Source organism: Pseudoalteromonas simplex (assembly GCF_015278155.1).
Lineage (GTDB): Bacteria > Pseudomonadota > Gammaproteobacteria > Enterobacterales > Alteromonadaceae > Pseudoalteromonas > Pseudoalteromonas simplex.
Window position 1 is genome coordinate 143,168 of the sequence record NZ_JADILN010000003.1, and the last position, 25,711, is coordinate 168,878.

Here is a 25,711-nt window from a genome sequence, read left to right on the forward strand (position 1 = left end):
TTTTTTTACTCAATAGCGACGCCTATGCCAGCCAGTTTATGCTTAATTATCGCGACCTTTTTATGGGGTAGCTCCTACATTGCTTTAAAGCATGCAATCAATGTTTATGACCCTGTGTTAGTGATTTTTTTAAGAATGCTAACCACGTTATTGATTAGTTTATGTTTATGGCGCTATATAATCCGCTTTGAGTTCAAACCAGGTGACTGGAAGTACTTAATTGGTATGTCACTGGCTGAGCCTTGCTTCTATTATTTATTTGAAGGGCATGCTCTTGAATACACTTCAGCATCGCAAGCTGGGGTGATTGTCTCTTGTTTACCAATTATCGTCGCTATTTTGGCGTTCTTAATATTAAAAGAGTACATCAGTAAAGCCATTGTCGTTGGTTTTACCTTGTGTATTGGCGGCAGTATTTTATTAACGCTATTATCACCAAGCACAGAGCAAGCCCCTAACCCACTGCTTGGTAACTTTTTAGAATTGATGGCAATGGTGTGCGCGGCGTTTTATACCGTGAGCGTAAAACACTTAGTCGCGCGTTATTCACCGCTGACCTTAATAGCAATACAAGGATTTAGTGGTAGCTTATTCTTTGCGCCTTTTTTATTTTTCATCGAACTACCCAGTGAAAACCAGCACGACTTAAGTGCCCTACTGAGCATTTTATATTTAGGCTCATGTGTCACTTTAGGCGGCTATGGCATGTACAATTACGCCATCAGTAAGGTGTCGGTATTAACCGCTGCCGCCTACTCAAACCTCATTCCAATTTTTGCGTTGATTTTGTCTGCCATTTTACTTGACGAAGTTCTGACACTTTGGCAATGGGTGAGTATTGCGGTGGTATTTGCCGGTGTTATTGTTAGCCAACGTCATCAAGAACTCAAAGTTGACGTAGACGATAATTTATCAGCCGACACCAATAATCTAAAATCAGTCCCAGAAGCTAACGAGTCAAAAGGGTAACAGGTTAATAAATAAAGGCCTGATTGTGCTAAAAAGCCCTGTTCGCTTTGATGAATAACATCAATGCTGCGAACTTGATAGTGTTCAATTTGGCCATTTTGCAATTGCATACTGAATTGCTCACCCACTTTGACATGTCTTAGAAATGCAAAGTGGGTGTCGTTATGACCCGCAATCAACACCCCATTTGTGCTGCCAAGTTCACCGCTTGGCAAAAAATGCCCGGGGGCAAACGCGAGGTTTCGCCCCGATGCACCAGCAAGTACAGTCAATTCTTGCTGCTGGCTTGGCCATTCTATGTGTGCAGTGACATAACCATCGGCGTAAAACCAAGGCCTCACTTGCTGATTAGGACTTTGCAAAGCTTGCTGCCAAGCAGATTCAATCAGAGCCTGAGCCAGCCAAGCTTTCGCCTGCATATATCCACCACTCACAAACAATGCGATGCCAAGTAAGGCGCTGCAAACTGGCAGCGCTTTTTTTAGCGTCGCCATTGCCATAACCACGAGAATGAAAGCAGAAACAATCCTAGTAACATAAACACCCGGCTTTGTCCGTCGGTTTGCGGTAGCGTCATGCCGTTAGGAAGTTTGTTGCGTACTTGCATTGAACGCTCTGCAATCTCATTATCCGCATAGTTATCAACTGCAATAAAGGCTGTAAAAGGGCTAAGTAAATGATGCTGAAGTGCTAATGTCTCGACTTCTGCGCGTACCGCATCCTTTTCATTATAAAGCAGTAGTGACTTAATTTTTTGTCTTGCCCAGAGTCTAGCGATACCTTCGCCGTTTGCGGCATTGGCCGTTGCTAAATTAATCGTCATTGGCCCTGTGTTTGTTTGCCCCTTTAATGTTAAGTGCTGACTGCCATCAAGCTTCACAGCAACCAAAACCGGCTCTGAAAAATACAAGTCAGGTAATGGCGATGGCCAATACTCAAGGGCTGCTTTGTCGCCTTCAAGTGCAAGTTCTGTAACTGCTGGATGCGCCAGCTTATCAAAAAGTAGCTGCATTTTTGGCTGTACTTGGCTGGTGCTACTTATAAAAGTAAATGTACCACGGCCAATATCAGCAGCTCTGGTCATAAAAAAGCTATTAGGCGCGCTACCAATACCGACGGTAAAGAGCCGGCTGTCACCTAAATCTGTTTGAATTTGTTTAAATAGCTGCGTTTCGTTACCCACACTGCCATCGGTTAAAAATACTACTTGGCGTACAAAGCCATCATGCTGTTTACCATCAAGTACCTGAGTCAGTGCTTTTGCTATTTCGGTGCCGCCATCGGCTTGTAAGCCATAAATAAAGCGTTCTGCACGGCGAATGTTAAAGTCATTGGCAATTATTGGCGTGTCACTTAATACCGACACTTCGTTATCAAAGCCTATGATGTTAAAACTGTCATTTTCATCCAATAATGAAAGGGCATAAAACAAGGCTTGTTTAGCCTGCTCCATTGATTGGCCATGCATTGAGCCGGAGGTATCTACAACAAACACCATTTCACGAGGCAGTCGAGCTTGCGAGATAAAGTGATCGCTTGGCGGTACTAACATCAGTAAACCATATTCTTGCCCTGCTACTGTTTCGGTAAAAAATGCAGCCTGAGAGTGAGCTTTATCAAGGGGTTTAAATGTCAGCTCAAAGTCTCTATCCATTGGAACATCACGATTAAGTGATAACTGGTACCGACCAAAACTTGGATTATCGATTTGCATGCCCGCTAAATTAGCGTTGATATCACTGAGTTCAAGGCCAATATCCATCGAAATAGCAAGGTTTAGGCTCGCATCAGACTCTTGGCTTTGTGCACGATGAAAAACAGGCTTTAGCCACGCTGATGCCAATTGCGCTGTATCAGCTGTTGCGTCGCTCTGTTGTTCTGTGTCTTTTGTTTCTAGATTCACTTTTTGCTGCAGTTCTGCCGTTAAAGGTTCGTAGCGCGGAGTAATAGTGGTTGGAAAACGCAGTGAAAACACACCATCTCGAAAACCGATTATCTCTTGGTATTGCAAGGTAATTTCAATCTCTTCCCCTGCTCCAAGGTTTGCTACATCAGTAGAGAAAATGTTCGCGCGTTGCTGACGTACTAAAGCGGCGCGTTTACCCTGTTTTTGGGCTTGCTCAAATTGCTGTTCAGCCTGCTGCTTAAGGACAATATTACCGGTGATAATGCGCTCACCAATTTGCATTTGCATGGCATGAACTGCGCTTTCATCTGGTAACGGAAACACATATCGGGCATTAACCGCAAACGGGTGCGGGTTTTGATAACGCTGTTTAACAACAACATGATTAATAAGCCCAGTGAGCGTCATAGTGACATCGTTTTTCACTAATAAGCCCGACGACACTTGGCTATTAGAATCATCATAAAAACGTAGTTCGGCACTGGCATTGGCTGCAAATGCAGGGTTAACTGCATAACCTAATAAGAGGATAAAAAGGCTCCCAAAAAGGAGCCTTTTGGTACGGTTACTCAACATAATATGTCACTCCATCGACCGATGAATTAGTGGTTACTTTGTGCTGTGCGTAAGCTGCTTTGTGAAACAGGGCGTGTCGTTAAGGTTACGCGGCGGTCAAACACGTTGTCTTCGTAGTTATTTGAATCGGCAACACTTTGCTGCTCACCAAAGGCGGTAGCGGTTAAGCGCGTATGAGGCACACCTTGTTTAATTAAGTAGCTTTGCACTGCATTTACACGCTGTTTTGAGAGCATTAAATTAGCCAACTCATCACCACGCTGATCTGCAAAGCCATTTAAGTCGATAGCCAGATTTGGCTGAGCAATAAGTAACTGTGCGACTTTATTGAGCTGGTTAGCAAAGTGTGGGGCAATTTCGCTAGAGCCAGTTTTAAACTGTACCGTCATGGCCAATAAGGTGTTCAATTGGGCTTGTAGTAACTGCTCTTTTTCGTCAGCTAATAATTCAAGCTGCTCACTTAAGACGGCGTTATCGGCAATTACTTGTTGGTAATCAGCGGTTTGCTCTTTCATTACAACTAATGCGTGTGCTTGTTCATCAATGGTGTTGTCTGCCGCTTCTTTTTCGCCAATTAAGCCACCAGCAAACGCGCCAATAAATGCACCCACTGGGCCGCCGACTAGGCCGCCAACAACGGCACCTGCACCTAAGCCAATGGCTGTTTCTTTTGGTGTTTCTTGTTTAGCTTGACTCGCAGCGTCTGCAAAAGGGGCTACAGATACAGCAGATGTGATAACAGCGGCAATAATTAATTTTTTCATGGTTTAATCCTTTTTCTACTTAATTGCTTGGCAACATTGGTTGGTGTTGCGAACTTGGTATGGAGCTATTAAAACAAGTCGAAATGGCAATAAAGGGGATCAAAAAAGGCAAACTGCTGAGCAATTGTGGCAGAAAAATGGCAATCGCGTTTTTGCCAGTACGCAAGGCAAAAAATTAGGTATAGTTCGCTATAGAAAGAATTTAAGTAAGTATTAACAATGAAGAAAATAGCAATCGTTGAAGATGAAACAGCAATCCGCGAAAACTACACTGAAATGCTCAGCGCTCAGGGCTATCAGGTTGTAGGTTTTGCTGACAGAGCCAGTGCTGAATTAGCATTTAGTCAATCTTTACCAGATTTAGCCATTGTTGATATTGGCCTTGGCCATGAAGTGGATGGTGGTTTTTTACTTTGCCAAACATTACGCAGTCTTTCTAAAACCTTACCGATTATATTTTTAACCGCCCGCGATAGCGAAATTGATACCGTATGTGGCCTGCGCATGGGTGCTGACGATTACTTAACCAAAGACATCAGTATGGCGCATCTTGCTGCTCGCATTGGTGCCTTGTTTAGACGCCTTGATGCTTTCGATCAACCCGCCGATCAAACTGCTCTTTTGCATCGTGGCCCGTTAAAGTTAGATACCCAGCGCATGCAGGTTTTTTGGCAAGAGCAACTGGTTGATTTAACTGTGACAGAATTTTGGATGGTACATTCACTTGCACAGCGTCCAGGCCATGTAAAAAGCCGCAACGAATTAATGAGTGATGCGAAAATTTATGTTGATGACAGCACTATTACCTCACACGTAAAACGCATTCGTAAAAAGTTTATTGCTTTAGATGGTGCATTTGACTGCATTGATACCGTTTACGGTATGGGTTATCGCTGGGAGCAAGCTTAATGCTGCGTTTGGGGCTTAGAACAAAGTTTATTTTCTTATCCTGCTTTTTATTTTTATTGCCTTGGCTTGGCTATGAATATGTGTGGGAAATGGAAAAATTCTTAAGACAAGGGCAAGAAAAAACCTTAGTGGGCACCACCCGCGCACTCGCAACCGCATTACATGAGCGCCCTGCTTTGTTTGACTCGCAAACCAACTTTTTAGATCAAGTTGTAAAAGGCCGAGATTTATATGCCTATAACCTAAATAACCCGATTCAACTTGATGGTAAATTGTCAGAGTGGCAGCCTTATCAAAACCTATTTTGGCATTACGACGAGCGCTATTTACAGGGGTTAAGCCATGAGCATCATGATAGTGATCTAAGTTTTGATCATATGGTGGGCAAATACGAAAACTACCTCTATGCGGCTTTTAAAGTCACTGACAGCTCACTGGTGTATCGTGCTAAAAATGTGCTTAGCTTTACCCGTAATGATCACTTACAGATCATGTTAAAAACACCTGAAGGTGAGTTTAAAAGTTATGTGGTGGCTGCCCGCCAAGATGGTTGGGTTAATGCCTTTGATGCTGCTACACAAGAGCCGGTCACTAAAATCCAAGGCTATTTTAAAAGCACCAACGCGGGTTACAACATAGAGCTGCGTTTTCCACTTTCGATGCTAGGTAATAAGCTTGGTTTTGCTATTGAAGATTGGGATGAAGACAAGGTTGAGCCTCAGCTTATGTCGACCTCAAATCTACAAAACCCCAATGATATCGGCTCTGTTTTAGTGCCTTCGCCAGAAATTAACCGTATCTTGAAAGGCATGGGCCACAGTGGCAGCCGAATTTGGGTCGTCGATAACCATCATCGTGTACTTGCACAATCTGGCTCAATTCATCATGCCGATGGCGTTTGGGCAGACGGCCTAAAAGATGCGCCCGCAACAACCTGGTGGCAACGCTTTGAGCAAGATTACTTACACCCACTTTACTATAAAATTTTAACTCGCCCAGAAAATGAGTTTATTGATACCTTACATGATGTCGCAGCGATGCAAGGTACTCACATAGCCAGCGCTTTAAATGGTAAACCCGCATCATCATGGCGCTTAACCCCAGATAACAAAGCCGTTATTTTATCGGCGGCCTACCCTATTTGGATCCAAGACAAAGTAATAGGTGCAGTAATCGCAGAAGAAACCACCAACGGCGTGCGTACTCTGCGTAATAAATCGTTAGAAAAGCTATTTAATGTCATTTTAGCGGTGATGCTTGTTGGTACTGTGACACTGTTCTTTTTTGCTTCAAGAATTTCCAGCCGTATTCGCCGCTTGCGTGACAACGCCGAACAAGCCATTGATGCTCAAGGGCGGATCACCGGCAAAATTACTTATGCCGATTCGAATGACGAAATTGGCGATCTTTCTCGCAGCTTTGCCAACATTGTTAGCCGTTTAAGTGGTTATACTGATTACTTAGAAAATATGTCATCACGACTCTCCCATGAACTGCGTACGCCCGTGGCTGTTGTGCGCTCATCGCTTGAAAATTTACAAATGCAGCCGCAATCTGAACTGAGTCAAAAATACCTCGACCGTGCCAGTGAAGGGGTTGAGCGGTTAGGTAAAATTATTACCACCATGAGTGAAGCAACGCGCCTTGAACAAAGTATTCAAAGTGCCGAGGCAGAAGAGTTTGACCTGACCAAGGTGATCACCGGCTGCATGCAGGGCTATCAAATAACCTATGGTGAAAGCCTATTTACATTGTCGCTTTGTAAAGAGCCGTTAAATGTTAGTGGCGCACCAGAATTTATTGCCCAATTACTCGATAAGCTCATCAACAACGCACTTGAGTTTAAAACCCCGCAAAGCACAATTTCAGTCAGCTTAACCAAGCAAGAGCAGCATGCATTATTAAAAATCAGCAACCAAGGGCCTTTGCTCCCTGACGGTTTAGTTGAACACATTTTCGACTCAATGGTCTCGGTGAGAAGTCAGCAACATCAGCAGCAGCCACACTTGGGTTTAGGTCTTTATATTGTAAGGCTTATTTGCGATTACCATCACGGTAAAGTATTGGCAGAAAATTTAGCTGATGGCACAGGTGTTGTGTTTACTGTGGAGCTGCCTATTAAATAAGCATATTTGCGTTACATATGATTACAGTTTAATGACTAGGTATTCACCGATAATTCAGATTACAGGACGTAATATTTGTAATACAAAAGGCAAATTATTCTTTGGAGGGCATCATGCGATCTGGATTACAACGTGAAGAGATTGAATTCATTATGGGGCTGTTTAGCTATAATGAAGCAACCGATAAACCAGCGGCTCCAAAAAAGCAGCCTGTAAAAGCTGACACTAAAAAAGTTGATACAGCGCAATATAAAGCAAACTACAAAGCAACTTATTTGACCTAGCTAAGGGTAGCTCATTACAATGGCGCACCTTTGGAATATAACGCCTTGTAATGAAAAAACACTCACCTAAAAAAGAACTGATTTTACTGCCCGTTTTATTCGTGGCTATTTTACTTTGTGTTGCAGGTCACTTCCTACTCCAGCCCAACTATCAAGACAGCCATACCGTTGAGTATTTACTCGCTGCACTGCCATTTGCCTTGTTTGGATTGGTGATTATCGCCTTTAAAGTTGCCAGTAAAAACGATAACCAAGAATAGATCACAACACGTGATAGCCAAACCAATCGGGCTTCATTGCTTGTGCTTGCCCGCTTGGCGTTAATTTGATTGATAAGTTGCTATCTAACAAGTCAATCGCAAAACAATCGTCTACATCGTGTAAATCATCTTTATGAAGATGAGTCATTCCCGCCAATAAAGACTCTTTAGCGCGTTGCTTTGCTTCTTCACTGCTACGCGCAACGTACAATGCAAAATCATGCTGCTCTGCAAGGCTATCAGCTCTATAGGCACCTAAGTTCACAAAATACAGTTTTTCGGCTTGGTGATGCGCACTATCAACCACTTCGACCTGATAACCATCAATGTGCTGAATTTGCATGTAGCTATCCATGTGTACGTTGCTTTTATCACCCACCCATTGTGCTTTTAGTTTTGAGTAGGTTTGCTCAATGCTATCGCCTACGACAAATCGAACGTCGTGCATTTCAATGTGGCAACCTTGAATACGACCGCCCAGATAGACTAAAAAAAGCGCCATGTTTTTCCTTATATTAAGCTTTCAACATTAATGTTGTGCTTTTTGATTAATTTATAAAAATCTGAGCGATTACGTTTCGCAAGCTTTGCGGCTTCGGCAACATTACCCGCTGACATTTTCAGCGTATTAATTAAATAATCTCGCTCAAATTCTTTTTTTGCATCATTTAACGAAAGTGGCTCAGCAATACTAACATTACTATTTAATGCACTTTCAACTAACTGAGCAGCTATCACTTTACCAGGTGTAAGGGCTACTACCTGCTCTATCACATTTTGTAATTGACGGATATTACCCGGCCAATCATAGCGCACCAAAGCATGCATCGCATCATTGGCAAACTGCTTTTGCTCTTGCCCCATACGTTTAGCAATTAGACCTGCAAAATGCTGTGCTAGCAAACTAATATCTTCTCGGCGTTCACAAAGCGGAGGCAGTTTTAAGTTCACCACATTTAATCGGTAATATAAATCTTCACGGAACTGCTGATTATTGATTGCCTCTGGGAGGTTCTTATGAGTCGCCGACACCACCCGCACATCAATTGGGATCTCTTCTTGAAAGCCCACAGGGCGAATGGTTTTCTCTTGTAAAACCCTCAGTAGTTTTACCTGTAAATTTAGCGGCATATCACCAATTTCGTCTAGAAAAAGGGTCCCACCTTGAGCTTGTTGAAACAAACCTTGATGGTCTTTGACTGCGCCTGTAAACGCGCCTTTTTTATGCCCAAACAATTCAGACTCTAAAAGCTCCCCCGGCACAGCGCCGCAGTTAATTGCCACAAATGGCCCGTCACTAACATGGCTATGTTGATGTATTGCTTGTGCAAGCAACTCTTTACCTGTGCCGCTAGCACCGGAGATCAACACATTCACTTGCGTTGGACCAAGCAATTTAACTTGCTCAAGTAAATGCAACATCGCGCCGCTACGGGTGACAATATTTGTTTGTGTCGGTGTTTCATCACCGTGTACACCATGGATCTCAATAGCTTTAGCAAGGCTGTCGAACAGCTCATCTTTATCAACTGGTTTGGTAATAAATGCAAAAATACCTTGCTTCGTCGCTTCCACTGCATCAGGTATCGAACCATGTGCTGTCATCATAATCACCGGCATTGAAGGGTAACGACTTTGTAACTGGCGATGTAGAGCCATGCCGTCCATTTCATCCATTCTTAAGTCAGTGATCACCGCATCATAGGTTTGGTTTTTTAGTGTTTGTAATGCCTCAATGCCACTTTCAACTGTGTTTACCAAATAGCCTTTAGACTCAATTCTAATCGCTAGTAACTTTAATAAACTCGCATCGTCATCTACTAATAAAACCCGTGGTTTTGTTACTTCATTCATGGTTACTGCTCCTTGGTCTCTTCACGTAGCAGAAGTTGTTGTTCGATAGTCGCAAGCGACGATAAGGTTTTTTCCATTTCATCACTCAGTGCTTGCTTAGCTTGTTTTGCCGCTAAATTCTGTTGTAAATATTGCTTTTGTAACCATAGATACTGCTTAATATCATCTGGCCAATAAAAAGCATGGTCACTTTTTTCAAGCTGACTAAGAGCTTTTTCTGGCTCTGAAGCACCGAGTAAACAAATCGACTCAAACAGACGCTTTAGCTCATTTTCGCCAACATAATTTGCTTTATCAGAGCTTGCTTTAAAGCCACCGCACTTGGCAGCATGCCAAGCAATGACTGTACTTGCAGGCGGGTATAACGGCTCACTTTTCGGCCGAGGCTTTGGATTAGGTTGCCCTTGAGATTTCACATCTGCTGTCGGCTCTATTTGCTCTGCCTCAACATGCTTTTGCGTGATCGTGCACCCTGTTATAAAAAGTGTGCCTATAACAAGCATAAAACTGGCTTTATTCGCTAAGCCCATATCAGTTAACTCCTTGGGTTAATTGAATTGGTAAAATGGCTGTAAATACACATCCTTGCGGCTCATTATCAGTAATAGAGAGCTTACCGTTTAATTGTTCAACAGTTTCTTTAACTATGGTTAAACCGAGTCCACTGCCCATTTCAGTATGTTGTTTTGCATTCTTGCCTTGGTAAAAAGCCCCAAACACGGCGGCTTTTTCAGTATCTTCTATGCCTATTCCTAAGTCGCTGACACTCAAAATTAACTGTCCCTGCTTTAAGCTTGCTTTTATTGTCACTGACTCATGTTCTGGCGAAAACTTTAACGCATTTGAGGTAAGCTGAATAAGCACCATTTCAAGTAGCTCAATTGAGATAAACAAAGCTTTATTTGGTAATTCATTCACCCACACAATGGATAAGTCACGCGCTGATAATCGGTGCTCAAAATGACGCTCAATTTTGTTCATCATCAAATTAAAGTTAAGCTCGCTTAGGCTTTGCTTACTGGTGCGAATGGCATTGTAACTCAATAAGCTTTCAATCATGGCTCTGAGTCGCACCATACTTTGCGTTATTAGCTCAAGAACGGCTTGTTGCTCGCTATTGATAGGACCAACAATTTCATCTGCGAGTAAGTCTGTGCCTTCAACCATCGAAGCTAGGGGCGTTTTTAATTCATGTGTCACATGGCGTAAAAACGTATCTTTTTGCTGCTCAAGCATATGTAACTGCGCTTGAACCCACTCTAATTTATTACCTAATTCAACTAACTCTGACGAGCCGCGAACTTGAATTTTTTGCTGCCAGTGACCTTGTCCAAGTTTATCAATCACATGTGTGAGTTCTCTGAGCCGCCCGCTGATCCGCCAAAGAAACCCGCCCCCGACCAATAACGTGAGTGGAATTAACGCAACTAACCAATTAATAAATGAAGCTTGAAGTGCTTTTAATTGTTGCTGATTTTTTGTTATGCGTAATTCATTTTGCTCTTTGAGCCAATTTGTTTGCTCACTGATAAGCTTACTAGCGGGTGCAAACAGCTCACCATCTTGCTTTTGTTCTACTAATAAATGTTGATGCGCAAATTGTAATACCTCAGCCAATTGCCGCCACTGCGAGACATAATCAGCGGTTGGGCTTAAGAAAATGAGCTCATCGACACTTTGCAGTGACGATTGCCATTTGTTGGCAATTAAGCTATCGAGGGATTCACTTTTAAGCACCCAGTTTTGTCGAGTTGCTCGTTCAAGGCTATTTAAGTCTTGTTTGAGGTTGTTAAATGCTTTGGTAATTTCGTAATTGTCACCGACGATTTCTTGAGTCACTGCAAGCTGCTTATTGAGCGCATTTAAAAATAAAATCACCACCAAAGATAACGGTAGTAAAGACAGCAAAATGCTACAGACGAACTGGCCAATAAGACTAGGTCGCCAATTGAGTAACTGTTTTATTTTTACCGCTACTGTATTTTGCATATTCACTCTCAACATAATTGCAGATGCTGATTATTAGCGAACAAACTTAGACACTCGCTGAATCCGACCTTAAAAAGCACTGATTTTCCCCCAAAAACCGATACAAAGTTGCTATTTGGCAACAAACTAACTCATTGAAATAAAATAGATAAACTTTTAACACCTGAAAATCGTTGCAAAAAAGACACAACACCCTGTAACTATTTCGCATTCAAAACCACACAAAAACCATAACCAACTGATAATTAATAACTTTTAATATTGGCACTGATTTTGATTAGTACTAAGCAAATTAGTTATTTAGGACACAAAATGAAAGTAACGGCCCCGGTAGCCACCCTGCTTATAAGTCTGTTCTCAGTTCATAGTTACGCACTTGATTTGCAGACAACATTTAATGAGCTAGATAAAGACAGCAATGGTTTTTTGAGTGAAGCAGAAGCATCTGAAGATGCCTTGTTGCACGGCAACTTTACGCAAATTGATAGTAATCAAAATGGCCAAATTTCATTTTCTGAGTTTCAGTCGTTTATTCAATAGGAGATTGTAATGAAACAACTTTTAGCTGCATTTTCGCTGATGTTTTTAGTTATCAGCGCCACCGTTTTAGCATCACAAATGGATGTTCGATTTGCTAAATTTGATACAAACGCCGATGGCGAGATTTCATTAACTGAAGCAACCAAACACGATAACTTACTTAAGCAATTTGCCGATCTGGATGAAAACGGCGATCAGGTTTTGTCTGAACAAGAGTTTGAAAAATTCAAACCTTAACGGCTTAAAGTGCTTGCCATAATCCCAGAGGGAATGTGTAAACGGATTTAAATTTTGGGAGTTAAATTATGGCAAGCACTTTTATTTAGGAGACAATTATGAGAATTTTCTGGCTTGCTCCATGCACCTTAATTACTATAAGCTTCAATAGCTTAGCATTGGACGTAAAACAACGCTTTGATCACCTAGATAAAGATAAAAATGGCTTTTTATCTGAGCAGGAACTGTCATCGCAACCGCACTTGCAAAAACGCATAGCGCAGTGGGATACAGATAAAGATCAACAAATCTCGCTCCTTGAGTTTAAACACTATTTAACAAACAAGAGTTAAAGTAATGTCAAAATTAACCTTTGCCAGCCTAGTTTTAAGTTGTGCATTTAGCACAATGAGTTTTGCTGCAGATAGTATTGGTGAAAAATTTAAACAACTTGATCGTAATGACGATGGTTACCTGACTCGCTCAGAGTCTGCGAGAGACCCAGCTCTGTGGTCGCGATTTAAAAATTACGACAGTGATAAAGATAATAAATTATCCCTCAGTGAGTTTAAGATTTATGCGAGCAAATAAAGAGTTATAGTTAACTATTAATCTCTGCTGAGTTGCAGTTTACTGCAACTCTGATACTGTTTTCATAAATCAATAAAAACTATTAGAAGATTATGAAACTCATCATCAGCTTACTCGCAACAGCTTCACTTAGCTGTTTTGCCAACACCACTGTTATTTATAATGTAAATGGCTATACGCCTACCTATAAAGGCGAAACCCAACACTTTTCTGCACTGGTTTTTAAAGACGGTAAAATCGTAAAAACAGGCAATGACTCAATTAAAAATAGCTTCCCTGATGCCGCCGCAATTGATGGCAAGCAAGCCACATTGTTACCAGGCTTAGTCGATGCTCATGGCCATGTTATTGGTTTAGGTAATAATCTTTCACAACTTGATGTAAGGAATACGCGCTCGGCAGATGAGGTTGGCAAAATGCTGGCTGAGTTTGCCAAAGATAAACAAAGTTGGATCATTGGTCGCGGTTGGAACCAAGAGCAATGGCCTGGCGGTGAGTTTCCAACTGCAGCTGATTTAGACAAATACGTAAAAGACAAACCTGTGGTGCTTTCTCGCGTTGATGGTCATGCTGTGTGGGTTAACTCAAAAGCCATGGAACTTGCAGGTATTGCCAAACAAACTCCCTCTCCTGCTGGCGGTGAAATTTTAAAGCTAGATTCTGGCTTACCTTCAGGGGTATTCATTGATAAAGCCGAAACGCTTATTACTCAGCATATACCAAAAGTAAGCCATGCCAGCATAAATACAGCATTAGATAATGCAGGTAAACATCTACTAAGTTTAGGCATCACATCAACCCATGATGCCGGTATCGATTACGACACGTGGCAAGTATACAAGCAGCGCTCTGAGCAAAGTACTCTTCCTGTCAGAATCGTAGCCATGCTAAGTGCTGCCGATCCTCAATTAGAAACCATGCTCAAAGCGGGTAAATATAAAGACATGAATGACATGCTGTCGATTCGCAGTGTCAAAGTGTATGCGGATGGTGCTTTGGGAAGCCGAGGCGCAGCCCTCATTGAAGAGTACGCTGATCGTAAAAATCATCATGGCTTAATGCTTGAAACTCAAGAAAAGCTTGAGCAGCTATTTAACCTAAGCTTTTCCCATGGCTTTAGTGCAAACACTCATGCAATTGGTGATAAAGCCAATCACGTAGTACTCGATGCCTATGAAAATGTATTTAAAAAAACCGGTGGTATTTTACTTCGTAACCGAATTGAACATGCACAAATCGTGACTCCTGAAGATATTCCTCGTTTTAAAACATTAAAAATTATTCCATCAATGCAGCCTGTTCATGCAACCTCTGATATGCATATGGCTGAGCAGCGCCTGACTGAAAAACAACTTGAAGGGGCGTATGCTTGGAAGACCTTTTCAGCACAAGGCTCAGTGATTGCAGCGGGTTCTGACTTTCCAGTGGAGCTTGCTAACCCATTTGATGGTTTATATTCGGCCATCACCCGAATGGATCATAATCAATTACCAGAAGGCGGCTGGCGACCACAAGAGCTGCTATCGCGTGATGAAGCTTTGCGTGCATTTACTTTAGGTGGTGCTTATGCTGCACATCAAGAGTTTAAGGTAGGCAGTTTAGAGCAAGGTAAATGGGCTGACTTTATTTTGATTGATAAAGACTATTACAAAGCGCCAATCTCAGAGATCCACGATATAAATGTGACGCAAACTTGGATTGCGGGCGAGCTGAAATATAAAAAAGAGGAATAATATTACTCGGCGTCAGCTTTTTGCTGACGCTTTAATTTAACGATGTGGTAAATATTCACAAACGCCAGTAAGCCATTAGTGAAGGCAACGGGCACGGCTCCTATTGCTAATCCGTAGAAGGTAAATGCAATACACCCTGCTAAGTTAAGCCAACGTAGTTTTACTACATCGCTCATTGTCAAAGAAGCAACCAACAGTGCTGACGCTAAATAGCCTAAATATTCCCAACTCAATTGTTCTCTCCTAGGCTTTAGGTTAGCATTGGAGCTTGTCATTTTTTTTGACGCACTCTGTGCTATTTTGACAATAAAATAAAAAAGCTAACTTACTAAAAACCTTGTAAAGCTTAAGAATAACCTTGGCTTTAAAATCATTACACGGGAAATGAAGGTATCAGTAACGTGAAACACCTTACTAGCAAGTTAGCGTAAATTCTTAGAATCTTAATGCTAACGTCATTAAGATGTAATAAATAGGACAATTGTCCGAAGAGCGGCGTTAATGTTTCAATATCATTTTTCAAGCTATCTTGTTGACCAATTACTGACATTTGCTGGCAGCAGTTTTCAACAAGCTAAAAAAGAGGTGCTGATCCACCAAGATCAACCCTTGTCAAAACTCGTATTAGTGAGAAGCGGCACAGTGTCGTTCAGCTATGACGTGGGTAATGGCCGACGCCTTCTTTTAGGCCAGCTTGATTGTAACAACACACTGATAGGTGAAATTGAAGCTCTGAATAACTATCCGTGTATTTATACAGTTACGTGCTTTAGCGATGTAAGCTATAACCTAATAGAGCTCAAGCATTGGCGCGCACTACTGTTAGAAAAGCCAGAGTTAAGCTTGTACACAGCGCAAACAATTGCCGCTAAATTCCAAGAAAACCAAAAAATAAACTTAGATAAGCTGCTATTACCACTTAGCTACAACATAGCTAAAGATTGCTTATTAAGAGCTGAAAACAGCAACCCAACGTTACTGCGTGCCTACCCTACCGTAAATGCTGAAGCTGAGCGCTTTGCTACCACCGAAAGAGCATATAGACGCGTCGTTACAGAGTTAGTTGAAAAAGGCTTAGTGCAAAGAAGTAATCAAGGTTTACAAGTAGTAGATATCGACAAGCTTAGTGATTACGTCGATAGTTTTGCGCAGTTATAAGTGTAGGACACACTCATAACTGCAAGGGTATTCAAACTTACTTTTCTACAAGTAAATCATGAATATTAGCTAAATCTGACTTACCTTCGATAATTTCGTCTGGCGTTAGGCCTGAAAGCTCATGAGGGAACACAAGCCACTCTTCAGACTCATGAATGAAGTAATCTGGCACCATGTCTACTTTTGAGTTCTTCGGCTTGTAGTATGGGCAAGCAACGCGAATATCACGTGGTAGGTTTAAACGCATTAACTCCGAAAGCTTTTCTTTTAATGCAAAAATACTGCGGCCAGAATCGAACACGTCATCAACGATTAGTAATGAATTGTCTGCATTGGCATTTTCAATGATGTAATGCAAACCGTGAACTTTAATTTCTTTAGATTGCTGGTTAATACCGTAATACGAAGAAGTACGCACTGCGATATGGTCAGTTTCGATGCCTTTATAATCGTAATATTCTTGAACTGCGATACCAATTGGAGCACCACCACGCCAAATACCAATGATGAAATCAGGACGGAAACCATCTTCATAAACTTGTGCCGCAACACGAAATGAATCTTCAAGAAGCTGCTGCGCAGTGATATAGCACTTATCTGACATAAATAGAGACCCCAGTGTGAAATGATCATTCTAGTGTAGCTAATTTAATAAAAACTAACCACAGGATGAGAAAATGTGGGGCGGGATTTTATACTAATTTACTCAAAAAAGCTTGTATCAGTTTGTAAAATTCCCCTTTAGATCAAAAAAGCCCCTTAACTTAGATAAAGTTAAGGGGCTTTGAAAAAGTAAATTGCTTATGCTTTTTCTAGTAAAGTTCTTGCAACGGTACGCATACCTTGTGTTGTTGCGCCTGCAGCCCACTCGCTTGTGCTACCCATGTTAAATGCAGCAGCAAGGTCAATGTGCACCCAACCTTTGCCTTCATTTGGTACAAAGCGTGATAAGAAACCAGCCGCATTAGAAGCACCACCGTAACCACCACCTTTTTGAGGACGGCTATTTGCGGTATCTGCATATGGCGACGGGCAATTTTGTTGATGCCATTTTTCAAGTGGTAATGGCCATGCAGCTTCCATTTCTTGCTCTGCAAAGTCTTGTACGTCACGTACAAGCTCTTTATCAAGACCGAACAATGCATTGTACTCTTGACCAACAGCAACAAGCGCAGCGCCTGTTAGTGTTGCCGCATCAATGATTAATGGCGCGCCAGACTCACCTGCAGCCATTAAGCCATCAGCTAGGACTAAACGGCCTTCAGCATCGGTATTAACGATTTCAACTGTAGTGCCATTTTTATACGTTAAGATATCACCAAGTTTGTAGGCATGACCTGAAATTAAGTTTTCAGCACAACATAAAAACAATTTAATACGTTTGTTGATACCACGGCTAATAGCAAGTGCTAAGCCTGCAGTTACTGTAGCAGCACCGCCCATGTCGCACTTCATGCCTAACATGCCTTCACTTGCTTTGATTGAGTAACCACCTGAATCAAACGTAATACCTTTACCAACTAAAGCGGCAGCAACAGGTGCATTTTCGTCGCCCGTTGGGTTGTAATCTAATGCTAATAATACCGGTGGACGCTCACTACCACGGCCTACCGCGTGAATACCAATCCATTGTTGCTCTAATAAAGCATCGCCTTTAATGATTTGGTAGCTTACGTGCTCAGGCGCTAATGACTGAATAAACTCAGCAGCTTTACCAGCTAGGCTCTCTGGGAAAATATCATCCGCAGTGCCATTGATCATTTGACGAGCCCACGTCGCAGCTTGCTTTAACGAAGTCAGCTCTTTGCTGTCTGTTTTTGCATTTTCAACAAACTCAATTGCGTCTAAATTCTTTGGTGATACAAAACCTTGATAAAAAGCCCACTGTGTTTCTGTGCACCAAACATCGCCTACTAAGGCAATATTTTTTAAGCCTTGATTAGCTAACGTACGTGCTGCTTTTTGTACGTTTTTAAGTGTATCTTGCTCAGTTAAATGAACAGTTGCGCCTTGTTCAGTAAAAGAAAGAGCGGCTTTTTCGCCCCAATGTGCGGCAGCGCCCTGCTCGCTAAGTTGAACTAGAAATTTTTCTGACATGTTAGAATACTCTTTGCGCTAAAAATGTTGATTGAGTTTACTACAGCCAACGTCAGTTCCCAACAGCTTGCGATAAATAGCGTTATGAAGTGTGGTTTAATCCGCGTAATGAATCACTTACAATAAAGAAAAACCAATCAGGTAAAGTCATGAAGTTTACTCCTGCATTACAATCAGCCACCTTAATTAAGCGCTACAAGCGCTTTTTAGCCGACTTAAAAACTGCCGATGGCGCAGAGTTTACAGCTCACTGTGCTAATACAGGCAAAATGACGGGCTGTGCAGAGCCTGGGTTTAAGGCTTTTTATTCAACCAGTGATAATGCTAAACGTAAGTACCCTCAATCCTTGCAATTAACTCAGAACCAATTCGACCACTTAATTTGTGTTAATACCGCTATTGCAAACCAGGTTGTGCTAGAAGCTTTAAATACAGGCGCGATTGCTGAACTTGTTGGCTATCAAACCATTGCTGCAGAAGTAAAATACGGCCAAGAAAATAGCCGTATCGACTTTTTACTAACAGATGAACATAAACCCCATTGCTATGTAGAAGTAAAATCTGTGACATTACTTTCACAAACAGAACCACACTCCGGACAAGGGTATTTTCCGGATGCAAAAACTGAACGTGGCCAAAAACATGTCAGGGAATTAGTAGAAATGGTACAGCAAGGGCATCGTGCCGTTCTGCTTTTTGCAGTTTTACACGACGGTATCAATCAAGTAAGTGCAGCAGAACATATCGATCCGAAATATGCCCAGCTTTTGACTGAAGCTATAAAAAAAGGGGTTGAAGTGATTGCTTATAAAGCAGAAATTTCAGCCAGCCAGATCAGACTGGCTGAAAAAGTACCTTTTATTGCTTAGTCATTGACAGGTCGACTTCATCAATCAGGTTAAGCTCAATATCTTCATCTTTAAAAAGTAAAGGTCTAAGCTTAGCCGACTGAGAATAATAGCGACTTTGATCATCAAAATGTTCTGAATGTGAGTCTGAACTTTGTGACATGGTTAACAAACCTTTTGCCTCAGGGCCATTTTCTGTAAAGTTCATTACAAACATCCAACTAGAGCCATAGTTAACAGGGTATCCCTGCGGCGTTAAGTTTGATGCAAGAGGTTTACCCGTCACAGCATCATTTAGAACAGCATAATCCGTGTAAGGGATCAGTGTCGAACGCGTTAAGTTACTGCGATCATATCTGAACACGTTAAACCCACCTTCCACATGCATAGGACCAGCCCAAGGTAGCTTTTCACCTGAGCCACTGCCACCGGCAAGTGATTTTTCGACAAACTGTAATTCATCTAAGCGACTATCCAGTGCAACATTATTTGCTTGTAAATTATAAACAGCATGTGCCAATGCAGTTAAAGCAACTTTATCTTTGCGTAATGTATTTGGCGTATTAGCAGGGTTAGTCACATCAAAATTGTCATAAAGATGCTCTTTTGCGTTAAATAAGTGCGCAAACTCGCGAAATAAAGCAGCACCTTGCGTATCTAAGTTCATTTTACCATCGGCATTAGCTAATAAATCACATGCTTGGCTGATATAAACTTGCGTACCGTTACTTAATTCAATTGGTAAGTCCCCTTGTGCAAAACATTGTAATGCCAGCTCTTCAAACACTAAACTCTCAAGGTAAAAGTGATTACCAACTAATGCCTGCTCTAACTCATCCAAGGTAAATTTAGCATCTTCGCCTCCTCCTTGCTGAAGAAGCTTCAATCCCATTCTTGTTCTTAGTGATAGGGGTTTATGCACATCACCATATTGAGCCGCAAAGCCGATGAGTGGCTCGTTAAGATTAGTAACCCAATAGCTGTCATTAGAATTTTGTACATAATCTGTGCGTGTTAATTGCGGCGCTTCGTTAAATGGTACTTTGCCTTGGCTTTCAAATAGCTTCATATTGCCAGGAACAATGTCAAAGCCGACGGACTCTCTCAAAGCAACAAGCTCTGGTTGTAATCGAATGGCTAAGTTCGCTTGATCGTCAAGCTTTAAAACCGTGCTATCGTCAACATAAAAGACATTACCTTCTTTGTCTGCTGCCATGGTGTTATTGAAAGACACACCATCAAACTCAGCAAAGGCTGCTTTCATATCTTCAAGGCTTACAGCTTGGTTTAAAGCCGACCACTGAGCAACGACATCCATATTAAATTCGTTAGCATCTTTTATCGTAAATGCTTGAGTATCACTCCAACCTAAGCCATTTTCTACAGGTGTTTCGAGCATTAATCCATGATGGCTATAATAAAAGGCCTTGCTCAACTCAATTGTACTGCCAGCACCAGTAGCCACTTCAACAGTAACGACTTTTTCAGTAATTGAGTACTGCTCATCTTCAACACTATAACTCATTCTATCATTTTCATTTAAAGCCAATTGATAAATTAAAAAGTGACGCGCAGTCGAAAAAGTATGCGTCCAAGCTACATGCTCGTTAAAGCCAATATTAATAACGCCCGGCATTCCCTGAAGACTCCCCCCCATTACATCCATAGCACCAGGTATGGTCAAATGAGACTGCCAAAACCGCAAATTTCCCTCATAAGGAAAGTGTGGATTAGCGAGTAATCCTCCTTTGCCATTGGCCATCATGTCTTTACCTAGGCCCCAACCGTTTGAACCCAAATGTTTATATTTTTTTTCAAGTTTAAATTGCGCAGCTTGCTGAGCAATGTTGTTAGTGATACTAGAAACAGCTGAAGGAGCACCGCTCATTGGTACAGGTAAATATTCATTGCTATCCCCAGGGTTGGCAAAAAAAGCTAACTCTAAAAAATTAGCTGAACTGGCTAACTGCACGGTAGCCATTGAATAGGCAAGCATATCTTGTGCTGTTAGTTGGGTAACCCAAGGTTGCGATGCACACTCTGGAGCAAGGTTTTCAACACCGGTGTCTGTTACGTATTTATTAAACCCCTGTACAAACCCCTCGTAGTGGGCGCGACTGTCTTCATTGAGTTCATCATAATGTTGCAGTGCGTACTCATTCACTCCTAATGCTTTATAACCAAAGTCTGATATTAAGTGCTGTGAATCTCCACTTCCAGCAACCTTATCTGGGCCATAGTATTTTGAGCGTTCGCCTCGCACTTTAATAATTTGGTCCATTAATAAGCAAGCATGATCTTTTGCATATGCAAACCCTGCTCCAAACGCCAAACTCTCTAAATTTGCTGCTGTGATATGGGGTACACCATAGGTTGTCCATCGCACATTCGCTTGTAACGTATTGCCTTCGGAAAATGCAGGAATATCTACTTTTACAACTGGATCTGGGTCAGGGGTAACAACGGGAGCTGTGGTGTCATTGTTATCTTTATCTGAATTACAGCCGACGAGCAAAGCCGCAGCAATACCGATTAGCAGGGGATTGAGTTTCATTGTGGATCCTTATTATGATTGTATGTCCACCCCCCAGCTTGCCTTAAATAGTAGGCTAAATCTTGACCTTTCACGCAAAAAATTGACTTTGCGCGCCAACTAATGCAGCGTTACTTCTATTAAAATAATAATAACTATGAATGACCTATGTTTTATATCAGTTGCCAGATAATTCGCTCACTTGTATTTTTTTTAGAACGCCAAGGCATGTGTAGCAAACAAATTGAAGCTTTGCTCGGTGAACGACTGAAAGATTTGGACGATGTAAGCGCCCGCTTTCCTATCACTGACTATGAGTCACTCATGCACTATGGCGATAAAATATTACAACAAGAGCATATTGGGCTGGAGTTTGGCAACTCTTTAAAAGCACAAAATTGGGGGCTACTAGGTCATGTTGCATTAGTGAGCAAAAACTTAGAAAAAGCACTGGAGCATGCACAGAGATTAAGCAAAACAATACGAAACATTGGTCACATTGAACTCGTTTCTGAAGACGAGTTTTGTCGTCTAAGCTGGCATGCTCAAAGTAACATACAGCATTACATGGTAGATGAATTATTTAGCAGTTGGCTTTCATTTGCTAAGCACTGTTGTCACAATCATGCCGATGTTAGCCTTGAAAAAGTACAGTTGACTAGACCCACCCCAACCCCAGAAAGTTTAACTGTTTATAAACAGGTTTTTAATTGCCCTATTGAGTTTTCAGCTAACTCAAATTCTCTTATTTTTAGTAAATCGATTCTTAAATGTCGACTGCAATCTCCTAACCCCGAGCTTGAAAACATTTTATTATCTCAAGTCGATACAGCTGTATCACAGCATGATTATGCCTCGCAGTTAGTTACTTTCATTAATACCCGATTGCCTCACATACCGACCCTTGAGCAAGCATCAATTCAACTCAATATTAAAAAACGCACTTTACAACGTCACCTTTCAAATCAGCAACTTAGTTTTTCTAAACTCATTGATCAGCAACGAAAACTGCTTGCAAAAGAGATGCTTCTAAAAGGCCTATCTGCACTGGAAATTAGCAACAAGTTAGGCTTTTCTGAACAAAGCGCTCTACAACGCGCCTTTAAGCGTTGGTACAAAACCACGCCAAAAAAGTTTTTAGCTTTATATACTATTTAAGTTGTATTATTTTTTTTTGCCCATATAACTTAGCAAATTTAAAAAAATGACGAGTAGTTAAGGGCTTACCAAACCGCCCATAATTATTTGAGCAATCATTAGCACAAGGTCAAGAGGATTAATTAAAAATAAATTTGCCTCAGTCTAATGATTCTGCTATTTATAGCCGCCGGCTAACGCTGGGCAAAATATTAAGGATTTAGGAGAAAGTTATGCCAGACCAAAAAAGACTAGGGTTATTGGCTCAGGCCGGGTTGGAACCATACCAAGAACAGCCAGGTGAAGAGTACATGAATGAAGCACAACGTGCTCATTTCAAAACAATTTTAGAAGCTTGGCGTAACGATTTACGTAACGAAGTAGACCGTACTAAATCGCATATGCAAGACGAAGCAGCTAACTTTCCGGATCCAGTAGACCGTGCAGCACAAGAAGAAGAATTCTCATTAGAACTTCGTACTCGTGACCGTGAGCGTAAACTGATCAAGAAAATTGAAAAAACGATTCAATTAATCAAAGAAGATGACTTTGGTTTCTGTGAATCATGTGGTATCGAAATTGGTATCCGCCGCCTAGAAGCGCGTCCTACAGCTGATTTATGTGTAGACTGTAAAACGCTTGCGGAAATTAAAGAAAAGCAATCTGGACGCGGTTAATTACATCCTTTAATTAGCCCATGTCTACCACAGCCGTTAACACGCCAATGCGTGAATATCGTGGCCGCTTTGCGCCATCCCCTTCAGGGCCATTACATTTTGGCTCACTTATAGCGGCTGTGGGTAGCTTCCTTGATGCAAAAGCAAATCAAGGAAAATGGTTAGTACGCATTGAAGATATCGACACAACGCGTGTTGTAAGCGGTGCTAGCGACGATATATTACATACCTTAGAGGCTTACGGCCTTTACTGGGACGAGCCTGTCATATACCAAACCCAGCGTCATGAGCAATACCAAGCCATTGTTGACGAGTTAATTTCGCAAAACCTTGTTTATGCATGTCATTGCACGCGCAAAGAAATTAAAGCAATCGGTGGAATATACCAAGGCCACTGCCGGTATAAAAACCACGCTTTAACTGATTCAGCGCTACGTTTAACCCAGCAATTTGCAACCAGTCACTACCATGATTTAATTCAAGGTGAAGTGTATGTTGATAGCCAACTTGCCAAAGAAGATTACTTAATAAAGCGCAGCGATGGTTTATTTGCTTACCAACTGGTCGTAGTCGCCGATGATATCGCACAAGGTATTACAAGAGTCGTTCGCGGCGCTGATTTACTCGAGCCGACTGCACGACAACTCAGTTTGTTTAAGCAACTAAATAAACCGGCCCCAGAATACGCCCACCTTCCTTTAGCGGTAGCTAAACCTGGTTTTAAGTTATCAAAGCAAAATTACGCCCCCGCAATAGCAAAATCAAATCCAAAGCCCGCGTTGTTCGATGCCTTGCGCTTTTTAGGTTTAAAGCCAGAAAGTTCACTATTATCGTTAAGTACCGAACAGATGTTAGCTTGGGCTGTTGAAACTTACCGCCTTGAACACATACCAAAGGTGCAAGAAATACAAGTTAGCGAGGATCCTAACTCTCCTTTTTGTAACTTTGTTACTATTGAAAAATAAATTGCCAATTTTAAAGGCCGAGTAACTTAATTTTTCAGCCCTGCTGGTATATGATAGCGACCCAAAGTGTGCGAATCATCAACACCTTAATTTAGCGCCATTTAAAACACACTGATTACACGTCAATCTCACATCGGCGAAGTATCAAACAAACGCTATACTTGATGAGTCGCAAAGTCCGCGTCGTAGGAGACAGATTATTATTTCTAAGCTTTTTCAATTTTGTCGGCAGATTATTGGCCCAAATGCCACGACATCAAGTGATGCTTTGCCAACGAGCGAGTTACCTTTGGTGATCGAACGCAGTGAACATGGTATTTCGCGCAAACAATTTAGCCCAAATGCAATCAAAGTATTGTACCGCCTTAAAGAAGGTGGTTTTGATGCCTACCTTGTAGGTGGTTGTATTCGAGATATATTGTTAGGCCAACAACCAAAAGACTTCGACGTTGTAACAAACGCAACCCCTGAGCAAATCAAAAAGCTATTTCGTAACTGTCGTCTAATTGGTCGTCGTTTTCGTTTAGCCCATATCGTGTTTGGTCGAGAAATTATTGAAGTGGCGACCATGCGCGGCCATCACGAAGCCGAAGAAAGCAAAAATCAAATTAGCCAATCAAGCGAGCACGGCCAACTCCTGCGCGACAATGTCTATGGCAGCATCGAAGAAGATGCCGAGCGCCGTGACTTTTCGATTAATGCACTTTACTACTCAATTAACGACTTTTGTATTTATGACTATGCCAATGGCATTAGCGCGATAAAAGCAAAACAAATTGAGCTGATTGGCGACCCAGAAACACGTTACCGTGAAGACCCTGTGCGCATGTTACGCGCAGTGCGTTTTGCCACCAAACTAGGAATGAGCATTGCACCTGGCACCGAAAAGCCAATTAAAGGCCTTGCTAATTTACTCGACCATATTCCGCCAGCTCGTTTGTTTGAAGAATCACTCAAGTTGTTCTTAAACGGCAAAGCAGAAGAAAACTACTTAATGCTTCGCCAGTATGGTTTATTCAAAGCATTATTCCCTGCGCTTGATAAGATCTTAGATGCCAACCCTGAAGGCTTTGAACATACATTTATCCTGCAAATGTTTAAAAACACCGATAAACGTATTAATGCTGATAAAAAAGTCACTCCAGCCTTTATTTTTGCAGCCCTTTTGTGGTTCCCATTACTGAGCATTGCTAAAAAATTACAACAACGCGATCAACTTTCAGAGTACGATGCATTTGCACAAGCGATGAACAAAGTACTGAGTGAAAACGCACAACATGTAGCAGTACCAAAACGCTTCACACTGGGTGCACGCGATATTTGGCATATTCAGCAACGTCTTGATAAACGAGGTGGTCAACGTGCTTATAGGCTGACTCAACAGCCTCGCTTCAAGGCAGCCTATGATTTCTTACTTTTGCGTGTGCAAGCTGGCGAAGAGCAGCAAAAAGAGCTTGCTGATTGGTGGACAACCTATCTAAGCCAAGACATCAACGGCCAAAAAGAGATGGTTAAAAATTTAGGACACCAAGGTGGCCCTAAGCGCCGTCGTCGCCCACGCAAGAAAAAAGTAGACTAA

27 protein-coding genes are annotated in these 25,711 nt (G+C 41.7%); 16 read left to right on the forward strand and 11 right to left on the reverse strand.

Features of this window, described 5'->3' with window-relative positions; all coding sequences use genetic code 11:
* Nucleotides 1-24: 24 nt before the first annotated feature.
* A complete protein-coding gene (locus IRQ78_RS08125; protein WP_194441786.1) occupies nt 25-969 on the forward strand; it encodes a DMT family transporter in 945 nt (314 codons plus the stop codon).
* Here IRQ78_RS08125 and IRQ78_RS08130 read toward each other — a convergent pair.
* From IRQ78_RS08130 to pdsO, 3 genes are read right to left on the reverse strand one after another with little or no spacing between them, the layout of a single operon-like run.
* Nucleotides 879-1,463 (reverse strand): class GN sortase, encoded by a 585-nt coding sequence (locus tag IRQ78_RS08130; RefSeq protein ID WP_194441787.1) that lies wholly within the window; start codon nt 1,461-1,463, stop codon nt 879-881. The two genes, IRQ78_RS08125 and IRQ78_RS08130, sit on opposite strands and share 91 nt — an antisense overlap.
* Complete coding sequence (locus IRQ78_RS08135; RefSeq protein WP_194441788.1) at nt 1,451-3,451, reverse strand: marine proteobacterial sortase target protein; 2,001 nt, start codon at nt 3,449-3,451, stop codon at nt 1,451-1,453. Before IRQ78_RS08135 ends, IRQ78_RS08130 begins: the two co-directional genes overlap by 13 nt.
* A 26-nt stretch (nt 3,452-3,477) precedes the next feature.
* Entirely contained in the window at nt 3,478-4,215 is a 738-nt protein-coding gene (gene pdsO / locus IRQ78_RS08140; RefSeq protein WP_194441789.1) for a sortase-associated OmpA-like protein PdsO, read from the reverse strand.
* Nucleotides 4,216-4,434: 219 nt separating this feature from the next.
* Between pdsO and pdsR the strand changes: the two genes are divergently transcribed.
* The 4 genes from pdsR (at nt 4,435) to IRQ78_RS08160 (ending at nt 7,794) form a co-directional block, all read left to right on the forward strand.
* Nucleotides 4,435-5,124 (forward strand): proteobacterial dedicated sortase system response regulator, encoded by a 690-nt coding sequence (gene pdsR / locus IRQ78_RS08145; RefSeq protein WP_054551197.1) that lies wholly within the window; start codon nt 4,435-4,437, stop codon nt 5,122-5,124.
* The gene (gene pdsS, locus IRQ78_RS08150; RefSeq protein WP_054551196.1) at nt 5,124-7,250 is read left to right on the forward strand and encodes a proteobacterial dedicated sortase system histidine kinase; all 2,127 of its coding nucleotides are present in this window, start codon (nt 5,124-5,126) and stop codon (nt 7,248-7,250) included. The genes pdsR and pdsS overlap by 1 nt, the downstream gene beginning before the upstream one ends.
* Nucleotides 7,251-7,363: 113 nt before the next feature.
* Complete coding sequence (locus IRQ78_RS08155) at nt 7,364-7,534, forward strand: hypothetical protein (protein WP_156426462.1); 171 nt, start codon at nt 7,364-7,366, stop codon at nt 7,532-7,534.
* 50 nt (nt 7,535-7,584) lie between these two features.
* Complete coding sequence (locus IRQ78_RS08160) at nt 7,585-7,794, forward strand: hypothetical protein (RefSeq protein WP_054551195.1); 210 nt, start codon at nt 7,585-7,587, stop codon at nt 7,792-7,794.
* A 1-nt stretch (nt 7,795) separates the two neighbouring features.
* Here the strand turns inward: IRQ78_RS08160 and IRQ78_RS08165 are convergent, their stop codons facing one another.
* Genes IRQ78_RS08165 through IRQ78_RS08180 form a run of 4 tightly spaced genes read right to left on the reverse strand, consistent with a single transcriptional unit; the run spans nt 7,796 to nt 11,637 of the window.
* Entirely contained in the window at nt 7,796-8,296 is a 501-nt protein-coding gene (locus tag IRQ78_RS08165) for a DUF1543 domain-containing protein (RefSeq protein ID WP_054551194.1), read from the reverse strand.
* 8 nt (nt 8,297-8,304) lie between these two features.
* Nucleotides 8,305-9,648 (reverse strand): sigma 54-interacting transcriptional regulator, encoded by a 1,344-nt coding sequence (locus IRQ78_RS08170; protein ID WP_054551193.1) that lies wholly within the window; start codon nt 9,646-9,648, stop codon nt 8,305-8,307.
* 2 nt (nt 9,649-9,650) lie between these two features.
* On the reverse strand, nt 9,651-10,178 hold the full coding sequence (locus tag IRQ78_RS08175; protein ID WP_054551192.1) for a hypothetical protein: 528 nt from the start codon (nt 10,176-10,178) through the stop codon (nt 9,651-9,653).
* A gap of 1 nt (nt 10,179) precedes the next feature.
* Nucleotides 10,180-11,637 carry a HAMP domain-containing sensor histidine kinase gene (locus IRQ78_RS08180; protein WP_054551191.1) on the reverse strand — a complete coding sequence of 486 codons (1,458 nt, stop codon included), beginning with the start codon at nt 11,635-11,637 and terminating at the stop codon, nt 10,180-10,182.
* A gap of 312 nt (nt 11,638-11,949) precedes the next feature.
* On the opposite strand from IRQ78_RS08180, the gene IRQ78_RS08185 reads away from it, so the two are divergent.
* The 5 genes from IRQ78_RS08185 (at nt 11,950) to IRQ78_RS08205 (ending at nt 14,717) form a co-directional block, all read left to right on the forward strand.
* A complete protein-coding gene (locus IRQ78_RS08185) occupies nt 11,950-12,177 on the forward strand; it encodes an EF-hand domain-containing protein (RefSeq protein ID WP_054551190.1) in 228 nt (75 codons plus the stop codon).
* 9 nt (nt 12,178-12,186) lie between these two features.
* Entirely contained in the window at nt 12,187-12,414 is a 228-nt protein-coding gene (locus tag IRQ78_RS08190; RefSeq protein ID WP_054551189.1) for a hypothetical protein, read from the forward strand.
* Nucleotides 12,415-12,512: 98 nt separating this feature from the next.
* Nucleotides 12,513-12,746: an EF-hand domain-containing protein gene (locus IRQ78_RS08195; RefSeq protein WP_054551188.1), complete on the forward strand. Its 234-nt coding sequence runs from the start codon at nt 12,513-12,515 to the stop codon at nt 12,744-12,746.
* Nucleotides 12,747-12,750: 4 nt separating this feature from the next.
* On the forward strand, nt 12,751-12,984 hold the full coding sequence (locus IRQ78_RS08200; RefSeq protein ID WP_054551187.1) for an EF-hand domain-containing protein: 234 nt from the start codon (nt 12,751-12,753) through the stop codon (nt 12,982-12,984).
* A 92-nt stretch (nt 12,985-13,076) separates the two neighbouring features.
* Nucleotides 13,077-14,717 carry an amidohydrolase gene (locus IRQ78_RS08205; protein ID WP_194441790.1) on the forward strand — a complete coding sequence of 547 codons (1,641 nt, stop codon included), beginning with the start codon at nt 13,077-13,079 and terminating at the stop codon, nt 14,715-14,717.
* Between the two features lie 2 nt (nt 14,718-14,719).
* Here the strand turns inward: IRQ78_RS08205 and IRQ78_RS08210 are convergent, their stop codons facing one another.
* Complete coding sequence (locus tag IRQ78_RS08210) at nt 14,720-14,950, reverse strand: YgjV family protein (RefSeq protein WP_054551185.1); 231 nt, start codon at nt 14,948-14,950, stop codon at nt 14,720-14,722.
* Nucleotides 14,951-15,218: 268 nt separating this feature from the next.
* Between IRQ78_RS08210 and IRQ78_RS08215 the strand changes: the two genes are divergently transcribed.
* A complete protein-coding gene (locus IRQ78_RS08215) occupies nt 15,219-15,875 on the forward strand; it encodes a Crp/Fnr family transcriptional regulator (protein WP_054551184.1) in 657 nt (218 codons plus the stop codon).
* A 37-nt stretch (nt 15,876-15,912) separates the two neighbouring features.
* On the opposite strand, the gene IRQ78_RS08220 is transcribed toward IRQ78_RS08215, so the two are convergent.
* Together IRQ78_RS08220 and pepB are read right to left on the reverse strand one after the other, a co-directional pair.
* A complete protein-coding gene (locus IRQ78_RS08220) occupies nt 15,913-16,479 on the reverse strand; it encodes a phosphoribosyltransferase (RefSeq protein ID WP_054551183.1) in 567 nt (188 codons plus the stop codon).
* 197 nt (nt 16,480-16,676) lie between these two features.
* On the reverse strand, nt 16,677-17,972 hold the full coding sequence (gene pepB, locus IRQ78_RS08225; protein WP_054551182.1) for an aminopeptidase PepB: 1,296 nt from the start codon (nt 17,970-17,972) through the stop codon (nt 16,677-16,679).
* A 149-nt stretch (nt 17,973-18,121) separates the two neighbouring features.
* Here pepB and sfsA point away from each other — a divergent pair, with 149 nt between their 5' ends.
* Nucleotides 18,122-18,841: a DNA/RNA nuclease SfsA gene (gene sfsA, locus IRQ78_RS08230; RefSeq protein ID WP_054551181.1), complete on the forward strand. Its 720-nt coding sequence runs from the start codon at nt 18,122-18,124 to the stop codon at nt 18,839-18,841.
* On the opposite strand, the gene IRQ78_RS08235 is transcribed toward sfsA, so the two are convergent.
* Nucleotides 18,831-21,374, reverse strand: coding sequence for a penicillin acylase family protein (locus IRQ78_RS08235; protein ID WP_194441791.1), 2,544 nt, complete (start codon nt 21,372-21,374; stop codon nt 18,831-18,833). The genes sfsA and IRQ78_RS08235 overlap by 11 nt on opposite strands.
* Before the next feature lie 147 nt (nt 21,375-21,521).
* On the opposite strand from IRQ78_RS08235, the gene IRQ78_RS08240 reads away from it, so the two are divergent.
* From IRQ78_RS08240 to pcnB, 4 genes are all read left to right on the forward strand, one after another.
* Nucleotides 21,522-22,511 carry an AraC family transcriptional regulator gene (locus tag IRQ78_RS08240; RefSeq protein WP_194441792.1) on the forward strand — a complete coding sequence of 330 codons (990 nt, stop codon included), beginning with the start codon at nt 21,522-21,524 and terminating at the stop codon, nt 22,509-22,511.
* A 212-nt stretch (nt 22,512-22,723) separates the two neighbouring features.
* Nucleotides 22,724-23,167 (forward strand): RNA polymerase-binding protein DksA, encoded by a 444-nt coding sequence (gene dksA / locus IRQ78_RS08245; protein WP_054551179.1) that lies wholly within the window; start codon nt 22,724-22,726, stop codon nt 23,165-23,167.
* Between the two features lie 20 nt (nt 23,168-23,187).
* Nucleotides 23,188-24,132 (forward strand): tRNA glutamyl-Q(34) synthetase GluQRS, encoded by a 945-nt coding sequence (gene gluQRS / locus IRQ78_RS08250; protein WP_138599596.1) that lies wholly within the window; start codon nt 23,188-23,190, stop codon nt 24,130-24,132.
* 292 nt (nt 24,133-24,424) lie between these two features.
* Nucleotides 24,425-25,711, forward strand: a complete 1,287-nt coding sequence (pcnB, locus tag IRQ78_RS08255; protein ID WP_235373295.1) for a polynucleotide adenylyltransferase PcnB — start codon at nt 24,425-24,427, stop codon at nt 25,709-25,711.

Bases quoted from the DNA above. Each gene is read 5' to 3' on its own strand.
- IRQ78_RS08125 (WP_194441786.1), top strand. From the start codon at position 25: ATGCCAGCCAGTTTATGCTTAATTATCGCGACCTTTTTATGGGGTAGC.
- IRQ78_RS08130 (WP_194441787.1), bottom strand. From the start codon at position 1,463: ATGGCGACGCTAAAAAAAGCGCTGCCAGTTTGCAGCGCCTTACTTGGC.
- IRQ78_RS08135 (WP_194441788.1), bottom strand. From the start codon at position 3,451: ATGTTGAGTAACCGTACCAAAAGGCTCCTTTTTGGGAGCCTTTTTATC.
- pdsO (WP_194441789.1), bottom strand. From the start codon at position 4,215: ATGAAAAAATTAATTATTGCCGCTGTTATCACATCTGCTGTATCTGTA.
- pdsR (WP_054551197.1), top strand. From the start codon at position 4,435: ATGAAGAAAATAGCAATCGTTGAAGATGAAACAGCAATCCGCGAAAAC.
- pdsS (WP_054551196.1), top strand. From the start codon at position 5,124: ATGCTGCGTTTGGGGCTTAGAACAAAGTTTATTTTCTTATCCTGCTTT.
- IRQ78_RS08155 (WP_156426462.1), top strand. From the start codon at position 7,364: ATGCGATCTGGATTACAACGTGAAGAGATTGAATTCATTATGGGGCTG.
- IRQ78_RS08160 (WP_054551195.1), top strand. From the start codon at position 7,585: ATGAAAAAACACTCACCTAAAAAAGAACTGATTTTACTGCCCGTTTTA.
- IRQ78_RS08165 (WP_054551194.1), bottom strand. From the start codon at position 8,296: ATGGCGCTTTTTTTAGTCTATCTGGGCGGTCGTATTCAAGGTTGCCAC.
- IRQ78_RS08170 (WP_054551193.1), bottom strand. From the start codon at position 9,648: ATGAATGAAGTAACAAAACCACGGGTTTTATTAGTAGATGACGATGCG.
- IRQ78_RS08175 (WP_054551192.1), bottom strand. From the start codon at position 10,178: ATGGGCTTAGCGAATAAAGCCAGTTTTATGCTTGTTATAGGCACACTT.
- IRQ78_RS08180 (WP_054551191.1), bottom strand. From the start codon at position 11,637: ATGCAAAATACAGTAGCGGTAAAAATAAAACAGTTACTCAATTGGCGA.
- IRQ78_RS08185 (WP_054551190.1), top strand. From the start codon at position 11,950: ATGAAAGTAACGGCCCCGGTAGCCACCCTGCTTATAAGTCTGTTCTCA.
- IRQ78_RS08190 (WP_054551189.1), top strand. From the start codon at position 12,187: ATGAAACAACTTTTAGCTGCATTTTCGCTGATGTTTTTAGTTATCAGC.
- IRQ78_RS08195 (WP_054551188.1), top strand. From the start codon at position 12,513: ATGAGAATTTTCTGGCTTGCTCCATGCACCTTAATTACTATAAGCTTC.
- IRQ78_RS08200 (WP_054551187.1), top strand. From the start codon at position 12,751: ATGTCAAAATTAACCTTTGCCAGCCTAGTTTTAAGTTGTGCATTTAGC.
- IRQ78_RS08205 (WP_194441790.1), top strand. From the start codon at position 13,077: ATGAAACTCATCATCAGCTTACTCGCAACAGCTTCACTTAGCTGTTTT.
- IRQ78_RS08215 (WP_054551184.1), top strand. From the start codon at position 15,219: ATGTTTCAATATCATTTTTCAAGCTATCTTGTTGACCAATTACTGACA.
- IRQ78_RS08220 (WP_054551183.1), bottom strand. From the start codon at position 16,479: ATGTCAGATAAGTGCTATATCACTGCGCAGCAGCTTCTTGAAGATTCA.
- pepB (WP_054551182.1), bottom strand. From the start codon at position 17,972: ATGTCAGAAAAATTTCTAGTTCAACTTAGCGAGCAGGGCGCTGCCGCA.
- sfsA (WP_054551181.1), top strand. From the start codon at position 18,122: ATGAAGTTTACTCCTGCATTACAATCAGCCACCTTAATTAAGCGCTAC.
- IRQ78_RS08235 (WP_194441791.1), bottom strand. From the start codon at position 21,374: ATGAAACTCAATCCCCTGCTAATCGGTATTGCTGCGGCTTTGCTCGTC.
- IRQ78_RS08240 (WP_194441792.1), top strand. From the start codon at position 21,522: ATGTTTTATATCAGTTGCCAGATAATTCGCTCACTTGTATTTTTTTTA.
- dksA (WP_054551179.1), top strand. From the start codon at position 22,724: ATGCCAGACCAAAAAAGACTAGGGTTATTGGCTCAGGCCGGGTTGGAA.
- gluQRS (WP_138599596.1), top strand. From the start codon at position 23,188: ATGTCTACCACAGCCGTTAACACGCCAATGCGTGAATATCGTGGCCGC.